The 15,996-nt window shown below is 40.8% G+C and carries 12 protein-coding genes; 7 read left to right on the top strand and 5 right to left on the bottom strand.

The annotated features are described in order from the left end of the window. Nucleotides 1-7 precede the first annotated feature (7 nt). The 4 genes from ABJV04_RS03115 to ABJV04_RS03100 are packed head-to-tail and all read right to left on the bottom strand — an operon-like array spanning nt 8 to nt 5,226. On the bottom strand, nt 8-2,698 hold the full coding sequence (locus tag ABJV04_RS03115) for an SEL1-like repeat protein (protein ID WP_348489763.1): 2,691 nt from the start codon (nt 2,696-2,698) through the stop codon (nt 8-10). A 1-nt stretch (nt 2,699) separates the two neighbouring features. Then, on the bottom strand, nt 2,700-3,548 hold the full coding sequence (djlA, locus tag ABJV04_RS03110) for a co-chaperone DjlA (protein ID WP_348489761.1): 849 nt from the start codon (nt 3,546-3,548) through the stop codon (nt 2,700-2,702). A gap of 2 nt (nt 3,549-3,550) precedes the next feature. Further along, nucleotides 3,551-4,228 (bottom strand): N-acetylmuramate alpha-1-phosphate uridylyltransferase MurU, encoded by a 678-nt coding sequence (murU, locus tag ABJV04_RS03105; RefSeq protein ID WP_348489759.1) that lies wholly within the window; start codon nt 4,226-4,228, stop codon nt 3,551-3,553. After that, a complete protein-coding gene (locus ABJV04_RS03100) occupies nt 4,225-5,226 on the bottom strand; it encodes a phosphotransferase (RefSeq protein WP_348489757.1) in 1,002 nt (333 codons plus the stop codon). The genes murU and ABJV04_RS03100 overlap by 4 nt, the downstream gene beginning before the upstream one ends. A gap of 177 nt (nt 5,227-5,403) precedes the next feature. Between ABJV04_RS03100 and lptD the strand changes: the two genes are divergently transcribed. The 7 genes from lptD (at nt 5,404) to ABJV04_RS03065 (ending at nt 14,403) form a co-directional block, all read left to right on the top strand. Next, complete coding sequence (lptD, locus tag ABJV04_RS03095; RefSeq protein ID WP_348489755.1) at nt 5,404-7,626, top strand: LPS assembly protein LptD; 2,223 nt, start codon at nt 5,404-5,406, stop codon at nt 7,624-7,626. A 61-nt stretch (nt 7,627-7,687) separates the two neighbouring features. Further along, the gene (gene surA, locus ABJV04_RS03090) at nt 7,688-8,989 is read left to right on the top strand and encodes a peptidylprolyl isomerase SurA (protein ID WP_348489753.1); all 1,302 of its coding nucleotides are present in this window, start codon (nt 7,688-7,690) and stop codon (nt 8,987-8,989) included. A 1-nt stretch (nt 8,990) separates the two neighbouring features. Further along, nucleotides 8,991-9,971, top strand: a complete 981-nt coding sequence (gene pdxA, locus ABJV04_RS03085; RefSeq protein ID WP_348489751.1) for a 4-hydroxythreonine-4-phosphate dehydrogenase PdxA — start codon at nt 8,991-8,993, stop codon at nt 9,969-9,971. Further along, nucleotides 9,968-10,771 (top strand): 16S rRNA (adenine(1518)-N(6)/adenine(1519)-N(6))-dimethyltransferase RsmA, encoded by an 804-nt coding sequence (gene rsmA / locus ABJV04_RS03080; protein WP_348489749.1) that lies wholly within the window; start codon nt 9,968-9,970, stop codon nt 10,769-10,771. Before pdxA ends, rsmA begins: the two co-directional genes overlap by 4 nt. A gap of 5 nt (nt 10,772-10,776) precedes the next feature. Continuing rightward, the gene (gene apaG, locus ABJV04_RS03075; protein ID WP_348489747.1) at nt 10,777-11,154 is read left to right on the top strand and encodes a Co2+/Mg2+ efflux protein ApaG; all 378 of its coding nucleotides are present in this window, start codon (nt 10,777-10,779) and stop codon (nt 11,152-11,154) included. A gap of 27 nt (nt 11,155-11,181) precedes the next feature. After that, entirely contained in the window at nt 11,182-12,006 is an 825-nt protein-coding gene (locus tag ABJV04_RS03070; RefSeq protein WP_348489745.1) for a symmetrical bis(5'-nucleosyl)-tetraphosphatase, read from the top strand. Nucleotides 12,007-12,378: 372 nt separating this feature from the next. Further along, a complete protein-coding gene (locus tag ABJV04_RS03065; protein WP_348489743.1) occupies nt 12,379-14,403 on the top strand; it encodes a methyl-accepting chemotaxis protein in 2,025 nt (674 codons plus the stop codon). Between the two features lie 85 nt (nt 14,404-14,488). Here the strand turns inward: ABJV04_RS03065 and lysC are convergent, their stop codons facing one another. Further along, on the bottom strand, nt 14,489-15,841 hold the full coding sequence (gene lysC / locus ABJV04_RS03060) for a lysine-sensitive aspartokinase 3 (protein WP_348489741.1): 1,353 nt from the start codon (nt 15,839-15,841) through the stop codon (nt 14,489-14,491). Between the last annotated feature and the right edge of the window lie 155 nt (nt 15,842-15,996).

Genomic DNA, 15,996 nt, shown 5'->3' with positions numbered 1-15,996 from the left:
TCATCATTTAACGGAGGTTTTTAAGCATCATTTTGGCTTCTTCTGAACCTTTTTCTACCGCCTTCTCAAGCCAACTCTTAGCCTTCTTAGGATCTGACTTAGTGCCAACGCCTTGCATATAGGCTTTTGCTGTCGCAAGCATACCTTCGACAGAGCCCCACTTAGCACTTTGCTCATAAAAAACGGTGGACAATACCGGGTCTTTTTTAAGCCCATTATCTGTCTCATGTAATTGCCCCAGTCCAAAAGCGGCAGCAGAATTTTGCATTCCGTAGGCAATAATATAATACGACTCCGACTTCTGTGGATTAACCTCTACGAGTTCGCCGCTTGCATATATGTAGCCTAATTCAACCAGAGCACTTTGATTATTGGTGGCGGCACTTTGTTCAAGATATTTCAATCCAACATCGATGTTCTGTTCTCGGCCCTCACCGTAAAAATAACAGTAGCCAACATCATACAATGCACTTTGCAAATCGAACTCAACCGCTTTTTCATAGTAGTCACAGGCTAGCTTATAATCTGACTCGCCGTGCTCACCCAAATAGTAGATATCTGCGAGGTTCTCTGCTGCGAAGCCATTACCTTGGCTGGCTGCTTTTTGGTACCAACTTATAGCACTTTCAAGGTCTTTTTCTACCCCGTTACCATAGCGTAAAGCAGTCGCGTAGTTGTTTTGTCCTGTGGGATTACCGCCTCGGGCAGAAAATTGATAAAAGTTAACAGCCCTTTCTAAATCAACGGGTACACCTTCTCCATGTTCGTAAATGTAACCTAAATTCGCAGCAGCTCGAAAACTGCCTTTATTTACCGCTTGCACATAATAGGCGATTGATTGTTTTATGTTTTTTTCAACGAGCTCACCTGCACGATAAATGACTCCTAATTCAAACAAGGCATCTTTATCCCCTAACTGAGCGGCTTGTTTAAAACGTTGAATACCAAGAGGCACATTTTTGTGATGGTCAATTTCAATGAATGCTAAACCATAAGCACAACTGGCTATTTCTTTGGCGCTACTTTGGGGATCATCTATGACCTGCTCATAGAATTTAACCGCTAAATCGTAATTCCGCTTTTCGACTTCATCCCCATACAAATCTCCTAATCTACAACCGGCTAATTGAAAACCAGCATCTAAGGATTGTTGAAAATACTCTACTGCTTGTGACAAATCGCGTTTCACTCCGCGGCCAAAACGATAAGCCAGAGCAAGGTTATACAGAGCGTTAGGCTCTCCTTGTTGTGCAGCTTGTTGATACCAATAGACCGCCTTTTTTCTATCCTTGCTGATACCAAAGTGAGAAAAGGTGTATAAGATCCCATAATCTAGCTGAGCTTTGGCATAACCTTGCTGCGCCAACTCCTCTATTATTGCCAATCCAGCTTCACTATCTTGTTGATTGTTCCAGCTTCCGTTTAATAAAATATGCGCGTAATCTAATTTTGCGCGTGGATATTTTTCACCTAAACGTTGCAGTAAATAGCTAAGTTTTTGGTTAACTAAGGGCGTGATCAAGCCAAAGGTTGTATTGTAATTATTAATAGCAGTGCGCCAATATGAATAATATTCTTCAGATAAGTTAGCTAATAACAAATCAAACGCTGAACTATTATTGGGTTGATTTAAAAACCCCTCCAACCAAGTATTAGTCGCCTCTTCAGCCCCTAGCGTTTTTACATTATATTGGTATAAGTGTGCGGCTTCCTCTGCTTCGAAAGGGTCTTGGGTGGATAACATATACTGTCCAAGAGCAGCACTGGCATTAATAAATCCATTTTCTGAATAGGTGAGCAAATCATCCATTCTAAATTCGAACTCATTATTATTTTGTTGGTGCAAATAAGCATAAGCTAATGCAACAGACGCTACCGCACCTAAATTCTCAGCGTTTTCCAATGACTGAATAACCAACTCTGGATGATCATTCTTTAGCCAGGTGTTAAATTGCCAAAGAAACGCCGCTATGCTGCCCGTTTGGAAACGGTTTTCCATTTGTATTTTAGCTAACTGCTTACTTTTTCCATTTTGCGGGATAAGTAAGTTTTGTTGGCGGGCAAAAAACTCGGTATTTTCCACATAGTAAACGGAGTATTTAGAAGTGATGCTGTCCATTGCATGTACTTTGAATACAACTTGATTCCCTAAACGAACCATTTCCATATCAAAAACACTGATACCCACCCAGTTAAAGATGATTTGCGCTTCATAAAGCTCTCGAATGGTAATCGCTTGTTGAGGAGTTTTACCGTTTCCCGATTGCAATAACAGAGTTGAAATAAGGTCAATTTTAGACCTAATTTGCATACCTAACTCGTCGTTTGCGGCGCTTTCGGCACAATGTAAAGCCATTCGATAGGCCATTAAACTTGTATTATTCAACGCTAGCGTATCTTCGATAGCCCGTTGATGCTGGTTACTACAAAAATCCTCTTCTGGCCAAGAATTTAAACGTTCCAATTGTTGATTGTAAGGTTCGATAACAGATTTAACATCCGCTATAAAAAATTGGTTTATTTGCTGTAACCAGTATTTTTTATCCTCACTCATATTCGTGGTATCAAAATCCAAGACTATGGGTGGAGTGACATATTTAGCAGGTTGTGTTGCCGTTGTTGCACACCCTGCCAGTCCTCCACCGATTACCAAGGTAGAAGTTAGGACTTGCAACAAACACACCCAATTTGGTCTCATTTCATTTGAACCCTTTGACTTGCTTAATCAAATCATACGCCGACTGTATATCCTGGGCCTTATTTTTTGCTATTTCAATGGCTTGTTTAGGTAGACCTTTAGACACCAACTTATCGGGGTGGTATTCCGTCATTAGCTTGCGATAAGCCTTTTTGATTGTGCGACTGTCATCGCTTTGATTAACCCCTAAAATCTTATAAGCATCGGCTAATGATTGTTGCTGGGAATAATGGGGTTGTTGCGAGTGGGAGCGACTACGGTTACCACCAGAGTTCCCGGTACGAAAACGAATCTCCGCTTCATACATGGAAAGCAAATATAAAAACTCATGCTCTTTGAATCCCAAGTGACGAGCGGCATTTTCCAATAACCGTTGTTCTTTTTTATCTAATTTTCCATCCACGAAAGCCGCTTGAATTAGGATTTCTAAGAACACCTGTAGGACATCACGTCGACCATGACAAGAGGCTTTAAATTCACGCAGAACCTCATCCACCGGAAAGTCATTGGCTTTACCTTCACGAAATGCTTGCTGCGCTTCTTTGCGAGTATCTCCTTGCAGATTCATTTGATCCATCAAGGCTGTAGCCATGCGTATTTCAGAATCGGTAACTTGGCCGTCAGCTTTGGCGATGTGACCCATCAAGGAAAATAGCGCGTGGAAAAATATCGCTTGAGATTTCAGCTCATCTTGACTGGTAAAAAATCGACTGAACCCGCCCATTTGATTAAAATCACGACTGTATCCTTTATCGAAAAAATGACCGATGATAAATCCAATCAACGCTCCTATCGGGCCTCGGAACATAAACCCAAAAACAGTCCCTAACACTCTTCCCCAAATCGGCATTGTTACCCTTCCATATTATTAATTTCTTCTAAACGTTGCGGCGTACCTATATCAAACCAAATGCCAGGATGAAGCTGACCAGTAAGTTGGTTTTTATCTGCTAAATCAAAAAGAAGCGGTGCCAATGGTGATTTGCGCCCTTCCAGATTAGCGAACAAATTCACATCATAAACGGCTATTCCGCTAAAAGTGAATTGATTAGGTGGCTGACGCACAACTGTGTTTCCAGTTAAGTTAAAGTCGCCCTTTAGGTTATGTGGGGGGTTATTGACTAAAACCAAATGGCCCAGGCTGCCATTTAACTCACTGGGTAGACAACTAAACTCAAAATCTGAAAAAACATCTCCATTTATCACCGTAAAACAACGTTGTTCATGCAAACATCGTTTAATTAATGGCAATGCATTGACGATTCCCCCTGCAGTTTCCAATGCGGCAGGTTCAGCAGAATAGTGAATCTGCAAATTAAATTGTGAACCATTCCCCAGATAGGCTTCAATTTGTTCACCCAACCACGCATGATTGATGACCACATGCTCAAAACCGGCAGAACCTAGCTTTTCTAAGTGTAACTCAATTAAGGTTTTACCTTTGACCTTCAACAATGGTTTGGGAGTTGTATCCGTCAGAGGTCGCATACGTTCACCTCTGCCAGCTGCCAAAATCATAGCGACTTTCATTTAGATAACGCCAATAATTTGGGTTTAACTATCTTGTCTATTAGGGCAACCAACTCCGTTAACTCCGAATATTTTTTACCAACCTCAAGAATATAATCTAAGGTACGAGGTATATGGGTTAAATAATCACTTTTACCATCACGATGAAAGAGTCGACAAAATATTCCGCTTGCTTTGAGGTGCCTTTGCATTCCGCTCACATCAAACCAATATGAGAAATCTTGCCATGGATATTGTTCATAAAAACGTTGATGAAATTGACGTAATAATTCATCTACTTGTTCACTAGGCCACTTCTGATAGCAATCTCTTAATAACGATACCGCATCGTAGGTAATTGGGCCAATTACCGCATCTTGAAAATCAATCACGCCAATATCGCCATTGGCTAACAACATCAGGTTGCGACTATGAAAGTCTCGATGCACGCCGACTTGAGGTTGAGATTTAAATGTTCGATGCAAAAATTCGTAGGATTTTTCTACAGTATCCAGTTGGCTTTTTGTTAGCTTGATGTTTAAATGCACCTCGATTAACCAATGGGTAAAAATGTACTTTTCTTTTGCTAACAATTCGTCATCGTAAAGGGGTAAAGGTTGACCGTTTGTCACCATACACGATTGAATGGCGGGAATTTGATTAAGCGCTTGGGTATACAGTTGGTGCATCGTATCCAAATTTAGCCCTTGGCTAAATTGCATATCGCCAAAATCTTGTAAGCAGTAAAAACCCAGTTTGGGATTATGGGCTAGCACTTTTGGTACTATAACTTGATGTTGGAAATAGGCATTGGCAAGATTGACAAATTTGCAGCTATCTTCGAATTCCGGTGGTGCGTCTACCGCAATAATTGAGGTATGAGTTAATTCATCCCTAAATCGAAAATAGCGACGAAAACTCGCATCGCCAAAAATCATTTCTATTTTCTGGCATTTAAACGCGGTAGAAGAATTTATCCATTCTAACAATGCCTGCTCAATTTGCACTATTTGTGTCACTTTTTACCTCATATTTGTGGTATAAATATAGCCATTGCGAGAGCATAATAGATCAAAGGAAATCCATTGTGGTGTATTTTTTGGGAAGTTTATTAGTAAATCGTGTTCAAGCACTTAAAATTTACACTTTTAATGTCGATTATCGACCTCTACATGGCAATTTAACTTAGACCCTGTATGCAAATTAACCAAATCACTTCTTTACTCCTAACCTGCACTGTTGGGAGTGTTGCGGCTCAAGCTCAGCCCATTTCTTCTTGTAAAATTAATACAGAAGAGTTTATTTCTGACCAATCTATATCAGCCGACCAAATTAGAGTCAAAGCTAATCGCGCTGAAATCCAGCAAAATCGTTATGCGACCTTTGAAGGCGATATCATTATTGATAACGAAAAAGCCCGGATTTTGGCTGACAATGCCACTATTGATAAAGACAATACCGAATTAAAAGCCTCAGGTGATGTTAGTTATAACGATAATTTGATGGTAGTGCAAAGTAGCGATGTTCGATTGAATACAACTTCTGGCCAATTATCCATGAGCAATACCGAATATCATTTACGTCAATTCGGTGGAAGAGGCGCTGCTGGCGTAATAGATATTGATGAGCAAGTAGGCATCGAGTTAACAGACGTGAGTTACACGACTTGCCCTGAAGGTGATGAAGATTGGAAGATAAATGCTAGCAGCATTAAAATTGAAGAGGATGCCTTATGGGGGGAAGCGGTCAATACGGTTTTCTACTTGAAAGATATTCCAGTTTTTTATCTACCGTACTTTGTCTTTCCGGTATCTGATCAGCGGCAAACAGGATTGTTATTCCCCGAGATTACCACTTCAAGCACCACAGGATTAGATTACGAACAACCGTTTTACTGGAATATAGCCGAAAATTACGATGCCACGTTTTCACCTCGAATTATGACTGATCTTGGCGTGATGTTAAAAACTGAATTCCGCTATCTAACTGAGCAAAGCGACGGACAAATCAATATAGAATATTTAGATAACGATAAAAGTACCAGTGACAGTGACGCTAGATACTTTTATCGGTTGTTGAATTCCACCAGCATTGGCGAAAATTGGAACTTGAACATTGATTACAATGCGTTGAGTGACGATAACTATATTGTTGATTTCGGCTCGGATTTTTATAATCGTGCCGACACTCACTTGTATCAAACAATGGCACTGAATTATTACAGTGATAGCTTGGACTTTTCGCTTAGCTTCAAAGATTTTGAGATTATCGGTGATCATCCAACCAATTATCGTGCTCTACCTGAGTTGAAACTGAATTATCAAGCCGATATGTTTGCCGGATTAGAGTTTCGATTTAACTCAGAACTCGCTTATTTTGAAAATAAACAAGCAGACTTACCCAAGGCAACTCGATTTCATATAGCTCCGAGTGTGGCATTGCCATTGCGCGCTCATTGGGGTGAGTTTTTAGCAGAAGCTACGCTATTAAATACCTATTATCGTCAAGATAATATCGAAGGAACGGCACTAACTGAGCGTGCCAATCGCTCCTTGGCACAAGGGCGTATTTTCGGCGCTTTGCATTTTGAAAAAGATATTCAGTGGTTTGATAATGAACTCAGACAAACATTGGAACCCAAAATTCAGTACTTGTACACTAGTTACGAAGACCAAAATGATATAGGGCTTTATGACACAACCCGTCTTTTAAACGACTTCAATGGTTTGTTTCGAGGTCAAGAATTTACTGGTTTAGACAGAATTAGCGACAACAATCAGGTAACCGTTGGTTTAACCACCAGAATATTAGATGAAAATAGTCGGGAACAATTTGCCCTTAGTTTAGGTCAAATTTTCTATCTCAAAGAAAACCGTGTCGTCGCAGCGAGTAAAGATGAAGATCAATCTGCCCTAGCCTCTGAACTAGATTGGCAAATAGGCAGCAAATGGTTTGCTCACTCAGAAATACAGATTGCGACCAAAACTGATAAAGTAGAGCGCAGCAGTATTTCATTGGAATATCAATTGAGTGAAGATAAAATATTCCAATTGAACCACAGATTTGTGCGGAATTTATCAGGCGAAAAAATAGATCAAATGGGATTAACCGCAAGTTGGCCTCTCGCTGAAAATTGGCATTGGGTCGGTAGGTGGTATAAAGATTTAAACACCCAACGTACCATCGAAACCTATACGGGTATCCAGTACGAGTCTTGTTGTTGGGCAATTAGCATTGTTGGTCAGCGGTACTTAAGCAACCGATATGATGATTCTGGTTTACAAGACACGCAGGAATTTGAGACCAGTGTTAATTTGAAATTTAGCTTTAAATTTACGGGTGGCGAAGCAAGAACGAGCCGCCGAGATATGCTCGAAGATGGTCTTTTTGGTTACCGCCAATCTTACCTGATAAATTAATAACAGATATAATGTCCTAATTAAGGACATTTCCACAACGTTTTGAGTAAAAGTAATAAACATGAAATTATTAGTCGTCGCTATAGCTTTAACCACACTTCTTACCTTTCAAAGTGTGGCGCAACAGGTTTCGTTAGATAAAGTAGCCGTCATAGTTGATCAGGGAGTCATTTTAGAAAGTGAAATAAAAGCCTTGGTTGAACAAGTGAAACGTAATGCTGAAACCAATAATCAAACTTTACCTTCAGATCGTGCTTTGCGCACACAGGCAATTGAAAAATTAGTCACTGATAATCTACAAACTCAAATGGCTCAAAAAATGGGGATACAAATTAGCGATCCTCAACTTGACCAGACAATTGCAGGTATTGCCGCAAATAATAATTTGCCCATGGACCAATTTAGAGCCGCTATCGCCCGAGATGGTATCCCGTTTGAAGTCTACCGCGAAGATATTCGAAAAGAATTAATCACCCAAGAAGTAAGACGAGCAAATGTTCGTAGAAGGGTTTATATCACGCCTCAGGAAATCGAAAACTTAGTTAAGTTAATTGATGAGCAAGGCGCGGAACAAGCAGAATACAACTTAGGGCATATATTGATTGGTTTTCCGCCGCAACCTACCGATGAAGATATTGCTAAAGCAAAATCAACGGCAGACAAAGTATTAGAATTACTTAACAGTGGTTCTGATTTCACACGGATAGCCATAGCCTCATCTTCTGGCTCTAAAGCATTGGAAGGTGGTGATTTAGGTTGGATGAATATCAACTCCATGCCGACTCTGTTTGCAGAAGCTGTGCAAGATAAAGGCAAAGATGAAGTCGTTGGACCGATACGCAGTGGTGCTGGTTTCCATATTCTAAAGGTCAAAGATTTACGTGGCGTTGAGGTTGTAAAAGTACAGGAAGTGAATGCCAGGCATATACTTATCAAACCGTCAGTGATCTTGAGCGATGAAAAAGCAAAAGAGAAACTAGAAGAATTCCGTAAACAAATCGTCGCCGGTGAAGCCACATTTGAAGATCTCGCTAAAGAGCACTCTGCAGATCCAGGTTCAGCAATCAAAGGCGGTGAGTTGGGCTGGAATGATCCGAATATCTATGTTCCTGCGTTTAAAGATGCCTTAGCGAATCTAGAAGCTGATGAAATCGGTCAACCTTTTCGCTCTTCACACGGCTGGCATTTAGTGCAAATGATCGGCAAGCGAGTTGACGATGCCACCGATAAACGCAAAGAAGATAAAGCCTATCAGCTTATTTTCAATCGTAAATTTACTGAAGAAACCGATGCTTGGTTAAGAGAAATGCGCGATGCAGCTTACATCGAGGTGTTAGACTCCTCATCTGAATTAGGAAGTTAAATTGCCCTTTAAAATAGCGATCACGCCAGGTGAACCAGCAGGAGTTGGGCCTGACCTTATTATTCAATTAGCGCAAAAACAGTGGGATGCCCAACTAGTTGTATTTGCTGACCGTAACATGTTAGCTGAACGGGCAGAGATGCTTGGATTGCCCTTAACTCTGCTTGATTACGAAAAGGGAGTTGTCCAAGTACAAGAGCCTGGACAGCTTTATATCATCGATATTCCGGCGAAAGTTAAAGTGGTTGCTGGTCAACTTGATGCCAAAAATGGTTTATACGTTGTGGAAACGTTACGTCAAGCCTGCGCTAAAAATATGAGTCAAGAGTTTGATGCGGTTGTAACCGGCCCGGTGAATAAAGGCATTATCAACAAAGCCGGTATATCCTTTAGTGGACATACGGAATATTTTGCCAGTCAATCTAACACCCAAGACGTGGTGATGATGTTATCCACAGAAGGCTTGCGAGTGGTTTTAGCCACTACTCATATCCCGTTAGCTTATGTGGCAAAAGCCATAACTCGGGAAAGGTTACACAAGGTGCTGCACATAGTGCACACCGATATGAAGCTTAAGTTTGGGATCCCTACTCCGCACATTTTTGTGTGTGGATTAAACCCTCATGCCGGTGAAGATGGGCATTTAGGGCGAGAAGAAATTGATATCATAATTCCTGCATTAGAGGAATTACGTGAACAAGGGCTGAAAATCACCGGTCCTTTGCCAGCAGACACTATGTTTCAAGAAAAGTATATGCAGCAAGCTGACGTCATTCTTACTATGTTCCATGACCAAGGGTTACCTGTTTTAAAATACAAAGGATTTGGACAGTCGGTTAACACCACTTTAGGCCTTCCCTTTATTCGCACATCCGTCGACCACGGAACCGCATTAGATTTAGCTGGAACAGGTGAAGCCAATCCAGGAAGCTTCGAATGTGCCATCAATGACGCGCTAAAATTGGCAGTAAAAAGCATATGAGTAAACAACATTTAGGTCACACAGCACGTAAACGATTTGGTCAAAACTTCCTTCACGATGCGTACATTATTGATCAGATTGTCTCGGCTATTCACCCTGTTGACGGTGAGAACTTAGTTGAAATAGGTCCAGGTTTGGCGGCCTTAACTGAGCCAGTATGTGAGCATATAAGCAAACTTAACGTAGTTGAATTAGACCGAGACTTAGCAAATCGACTTAGATCTCACCCATTCATTTCGAAAAAATTAAATGTAATAGAAGCTGACGCATTAAAATACGATTTTTCCCAGTTGTGTGATGAGCAAAACCCATTGCGTGTATTTGGCAACTTGCCTTACAACATATCAACGCCTTTAATGTTCCACTTATTCTCTTTTGCCAATAAAATCAAAGACATGCATTTTATGCTGCAAAAAGAAGTAGTTAATAGGTTAGCCGCTAAAGCAGGCGAAAAGAATTACGGCAGACTATCCGTTATGGCTCAATATCACTGCCAAGTGATACCGGTTCTACATGTTCCGCCTGGGGCGTTTAACCCACCACCAAAAGTGGATTCTGCTGTAGTACGGTTATTACCCCATGACAAAAAACCAGTTGAAGTGATTGAACAAAAAATGTTGAATCAAGTCTGCGCCCAAGCGTTTAATCAACGCAGAAAAACCATTCGCAATAGCTTAAAAAAGTTGATTGAAGAAAAACAGCTTGAAGATTTAGGGATTAACCCTGAGTTAAGAGCAGAAAATCTGAGTCTTGCAGATTTCGCAATTGTAGCTAACTTCCTCTCTCAACAAGGAGCTTAAACATAATGGACCCTAAGGATATTTGCATAGACGTGCAAACTCAGTATCTGGAAGATAGATTTCCAGAAAGCGAGGAAAAATATGCATTTGCATACAAAATAACAATCACCAATAACAGTCAAGATGAGGTCACCCTACTCAATCGTTATTGGCTCATTACCGATGGAAATGGCGACAAATCCGAAGTTTCTGGTAAAGGTGTGGTTGGAGAACAACCTTTAATTAAACCCAGTGAATCTTTTCAGTATACTAGCGGCGCCATATTGGACACACCTGTAGGGACAATGCAGGGCCACTATGAGTTTAGCTGTGACGAAAATGATGAATTGCTTAAAGTGCCTATTGAAGTGTTTAGGTTAGCTGATACAAACGTTCTTAATTAACCGTTAAACAAGCATTGCGCAAATTATATGTCTAATTATGTAGTGGGTGATATCCAAGGTTGTTACGCCGGTCTGCGGCAACTGCTAGACAAAGTACAATTTGATCCCAGCCAAGATAAATTGTGGGCGGTAGGCGATCTTGTGGCCAGAGGCCCAGACTCTCTCGACACCCTACTATTCCTAAAGTCCCTAGGTAGCGCATTTGAAACTGTGTTAGGCAATCACGACTTACATTTTCTTGCCATATTAGGAAAATTAAAAAAAGCTAAACGGAGCGACTTTTTAGAGCCTCTTTTACAATCTCCCCACGCAGAAGAGCTTTCAAATTGGTTGAGAAGCAAGCCTTTGGCTTTACGCATAAACAAAGATACCCTGCTTAGTCATGCTGGCTTATATCCACAATGGTCCTTTAAAAAAGCTCTAGGCTTAAGTGATGAAGTGAGTGCTGTTCTGGCCGGCCCCCAATATTTAAGTTTATTGTCTTCCATGTATGGTTCTAAACCAGACCGTTGGGAAGAAGAACTACAAGACAGGGATCGATTACGCTTTATCATCAATGCATTTACCCGTATGCGTTATCTCAAAAAGTCATCTATATTGGAATTTGAGACAAAATGCGCACCAAATAAACTCAATAATACTTTGAAGCCTTGGTTTACCGTCAAAAATGACAATATCAATAAGCATCAGCGCATTATATTTGGTCACTGGGCTACGTTAATGGGAAAAACCAATTCTAATCAACATGTTGCCCTAGACACAGGGTATGTTTGGGGTAACACCATGACGCTATATTGTATTGAAAGTGAAAGTCGAATTAGCGTTCAAAATAATAGTAAACAACTCACCTGATACTTACCTTCTTCCTTTCTAAAGGATCAGCGTCAAATGTCGATAATTTAATTAGAATCTAATTTATTAATTAATTCAGTGTGTTATTCCATGTTACGTAACTTATTTCTGGTTTTTCAACGGGTAGTGACTTAGTTAAAGCAAGGTCGCAAAATTTCATTTGGGATTTATACTTAGTAATCGTTTTATGTACGTATCAATTCATTTAGTCATTATGTTTAATGAGAACCAGTGTTAGACTGATTTTCATAGTTAAGTTACATAATTTATGACTTTTATGTCAAAGTTTGACACACTTAAATCCGTATTGTTAAAAGTTTGATCTTGGCAAATATAATAATAATAAGATCACTAAATCAGAGGAATATCTAAATGAAAATATCAGTCGCATTAAGAGTAATAGGCGGATTTGCCGTTATTTCTGTTCTACTGCTGGTAATAGGTGTTTCTTCGCTATTTAATTTTAACTCCATTGACTCGGCAACTGATGAAGTTAATACATTGGCCATCCCCACGCTTAACGCGAGTAATCAACTTAAAATATCATTTTTGAATATGGGAAGGCTGACGGTTGCCGGTTTTTATGAAACAGACTCTGATGCTTTAAATAGTCAGTTGGAAAACCTACTAACAAGTGAATCAAACTTCAAAAGTGAAGTGACGATGATCAAAAGTAAGGTTAGTAAAGACCCGACTTTCAGCCAAGCCTTGCAGAATGTAGAAGGCATTTATCAGCAGTACAATAGCAACGTCACCAATATGTTCGAAAACCGAAAAGCCTACTTAGATGAAGGGGCTCGACTAGCGGATATTGTTGAAAACGTTGAGGACAACTCAGATGACTCTTCTACGCTGCTTTTAGATTTCTCAGATTTGGATAGCGTACAAAGCGACGCCCAGTTAAGTAAAGCGGCTGAAATTGGCAGCACTTTAGAATCCACATTACTATCTCTTTTAACGGTTAGTGCCGACTATATTAAAACAGAAAACTTAGTTCGAGCCGATACTATCGGTAACGAAGTTGAGTTGGTTATTGGTCAGATATCAGCACAGTTAGCGGATATGCAGGCTTTGGTTGGCTCACGAGATGACAGCGGCACTATGCAAGAAATCACCAATCTTGTGAACTCTGTCATTAGCTCGGTTACCGCATCAGATGGACTTTTAAACACCCAAGTAACACGCTTAAACAATCAAATAAAATCAGCAGAAGCATTAGCAGCCTCTGAAGAAAATATTCAACAAGCTATCGCAGAGTTAAATGCATTGCTGCAGGTCGCAGAAGAAAAGACTAACGCCATGAAAGAACAGGTAGCAAATCGTGTATCTTTAGGCACTACCGTCATCATCGTGTTAACCATTGTCTCAGCAGTATTAGCCGCTTGGATAGCATGGGCGAGTGTCAGAGCCATTACAGTACCCCTTAGAAAGGTAAATGAAGTTTTACATGTTGTCTCCTCTGGTGATTTGACGCGCAAGTTAGATGATACCTCCGATGACGAGTTTGGCGAGTTAGCCACCAGTGTTAATAATCTTATCGAAAGCCTGAAAACCCTAATAAGTGGCATCAGCACCCGGGCCTCTCAACTGGCTGCAGCATCTGAACAAACCTCAACGGTAACCGCTCAAACAACTCATTCCATTCAGAATCAGAAGTCCCAAGTTGCTCAAGTAGCAACTGCAACCACGGAAATGCACAGTACGTCACAAATGGTCACCCAAAGCGCGGAAGACACCTTGAACCAGATTCGTCACGCCGATAAAGAAGCGGAAAAAGTAAAAGGTATTTCTTTAAATAATAAGATGACCATCGAAAAACTAGCAATTGATGTGGATGACGCGGCTAATGTAATCAATAAACTTCATCAAGATAGCGCGAGCATAGGCGGGATATTAGACGTGATCCGCGGTGTGGCTGACCAGACTAACCTATTAGCCCTTAACGCCGCCATAGAGGCTGCAAGAGCCGGTGAACACGGTCGAGGTTTTGCTGTAGTAGCCGACGAAGTGCGAACCCTTGCCAGCCGCACGCAAAAATCAACTCAAGAAATTAATGATATGATTGAAGTGCTACAAGCTGGCGCCGAAAAAGCCGTGATGGTGATGAATCAAGGTAAAGAACAAGCCACTGTGTGTGTGGATGAAACGGAAAAAGCCACTCAAGCTTTGGATTTGATCACGGAAGCTGTGCATAGAGCCCATGATGTTAGTAGCCAAATTGAACAATCAGCTAGGGAACAAAATGTGGTATCTCAAGAGATCAGTGAAAAGCTTGAGAATATAGTAGGCATTGCCGAAGAAACCTCGACGGGTGCGCAACAAACCGCAGATTCAAGTGAAGAAGTCGCCCGGTTAGCAGAAGAGCTACAAGCCTCTATTCAACAATTTAGAGTCTAAATTACGCCAGACGACAACTATTGTAAAAACAAAAACGCTGCTTAAAAGCAGCGTTTTTTTATGGGACTTAGTAAGTTTACTGAGTTTATTCGAAAAGCGAACGGTGTAGCTCTTTGACAATTTCAGTACTGTCATCCTGATGTACTAGGAATGACATATTGTGTGGGTTAGCCCCATAACAAATCATACGTAAGTTATAATCTCTGACTGACGAGAATATTTTTGCTGAAACCCCTGCAGCACTATGCATATTGTTGCCAACCACTGTAACCAAATCATAATCACTCTCGACGACCACCTCACAGAAATCTCGCAATTCATCAAGGGTTTCACGATTAAGCTTTTCAGCCATGGAATTGGTGGGATTATCTAGAGTGAATGAAACTGCAATTTCAGAGGTGGTGACCAAATCGACACTTAAACTATGTTTAGCGATGATCGTAAACACTTGCTGCAAGAAGCCTTGAGCATGCATCATTTTAGGTGTTTTAACGGTTACCATAACTTGTTTTTTACGACGAGTAATCGCTCGGTACGGCGGTTCATTATCACAATCTCTGACAATCCAAGTACCGCCTTTTTCTGGCTCTTTGCTTGAGCCCACAAACACCTTAATGTTCTTACGTAGGGCCGGTTCCATAGTCGCAGGATGCAGTACTTTTGCGCCAAAGTTTGCCATTTCGGCAGCCTCATCGAAGCTTAATTCTGGGAGCGGTCGAGCGGCATCGGTGATGCGAGGATCTGTAGTGAATACGCCGACTACGTCAGTCCATATTTCACAACTCACTGCATCCAAAGCTTCAGCCAGTAGAGCCGCACTAAAGTCACTGCCGCCACGGCCCAAAGTGGTTGTTCTACCTTGCTCATCAGCGCCAATGAACCCTTGAGTAACATAGACTTTTTGCGATAGCTCTGGTTTCATCACTTGGCTTGCTAAAGATTTGATTTCATCGATTTGTGGAACAGCCTCACCAAATGCCGAATTGGTTCTTAGCACGTTGCGCGCATCAAAGTTCTCGGCTTTTACGCCCTGCTCTTTTAGCACTTCAGCAATTAGCAAAGATGACATTCTCTCTCCGAAAGATAATAATTTGTCTTTCAAGTCATCTCGGTGCAACAACTCTTCGTGGTAGGCCACTTTTTCCATTGCTTCAAATAAAGACTGCAATTTTTCGGTAACTTGCTCTGGCTCTGCAAGTTCTGCGACAATTCCATTTTCAATGATTTTAATCTGCTCAATGGTTTGTGCAATTTGTGCATGAGTCAATGCCGTATTAGCAAGACTAACCAAATGATTAGTTACTCCAGCAGATGCACTCACCACTACAACACGAGTAGATGAGTTAGCCGCGATTATCTTTGCGCAGTTTTGCATTGCGGCATAATTTGCCACACTTGTGCCACCAAACTTGGCGATATTAAGGTCAGGAATTGTCACGCTTGATCCTCTTTGAAAATAATCGCAGTAAATTACCAGATATAAACTTATTTAAAAGCAATAAATCGCAATTTCCTTCGATTAGTTTTGCATTGAATATGCATTTTTTAACTGAATAGTTATTTACTTTTTTCAAATAAACATTCAAAAGTGAT

Source organism: Aliiglaciecola sp., assembly GCF_039982535.1.
Taxonomy (GTDB): Bacteria; Pseudomonadota; Gammaproteobacteria; order Enterobacterales; family Alteromonadaceae; genus Aliiglaciecola.
The sequence above is the reverse complement of the archived record's forward strand: the minus strand, read 5'-3'. Positions and strand labels throughout refer to the sequence as shown.

Bases quoted from the DNA above. Each gene is read 5' to 3' on its own strand.
- ABJV04_RS03115 (WP_348489763.1), bottom strand. From the start codon at position 2,698: ATGAGACCAAATTGGGTGTGTTTGTTGCAAGTCCTAACTTCTACCTTG.
- djlA (WP_348489761.1), bottom strand. From the start codon at position 3,548: ATGCCGATTTGGGGAAGAGTGTTAGGGACTGTTTTTGGGTTTATGTTC.
- murU (WP_348489759.1), bottom strand. From the start codon at position 4,228: ATGAAAGTCGCTATGATTTTGGCAGCTGGCAGAGGTGAACGTATGCGA.
- lptD (WP_348489755.1), top strand. From the start codon at position 5,404: ATGCAAATTAACCAAATCACTTCTTTACTCCTAACCTGCACTGTTGGG.
- surA (WP_348489753.1), top strand. From the start codon at position 7,688: ATGAAATTATTAGTCGTCGCTATAGCTTTAACCACACTTCTTACCTTT.
- rsmA (WP_348489749.1), top strand. From the start codon at position 9,968: ATGAGTAAACAACATTTAGGTCACACAGCACGTAAACGATTTGGTCAA.
- apaG (WP_348489747.1), top strand. From the start codon at position 10,777: ATGGACCCTAAGGATATTTGCATAGACGTGCAAACTCAGTATCTGGAA.
- ABJV04_RS03070 (WP_348489745.1), top strand. From the start codon at position 11,182: ATGTCTAATTATGTAGTGGGTGATATCCAAGGTTGTTACGCCGGTCTG.
- ABJV04_RS03065 (WP_348489743.1), top strand. From the start codon at position 12,379: ATGAAAATATCAGTCGCATTAAGAGTAATAGGCGGATTTGCCGTTATT.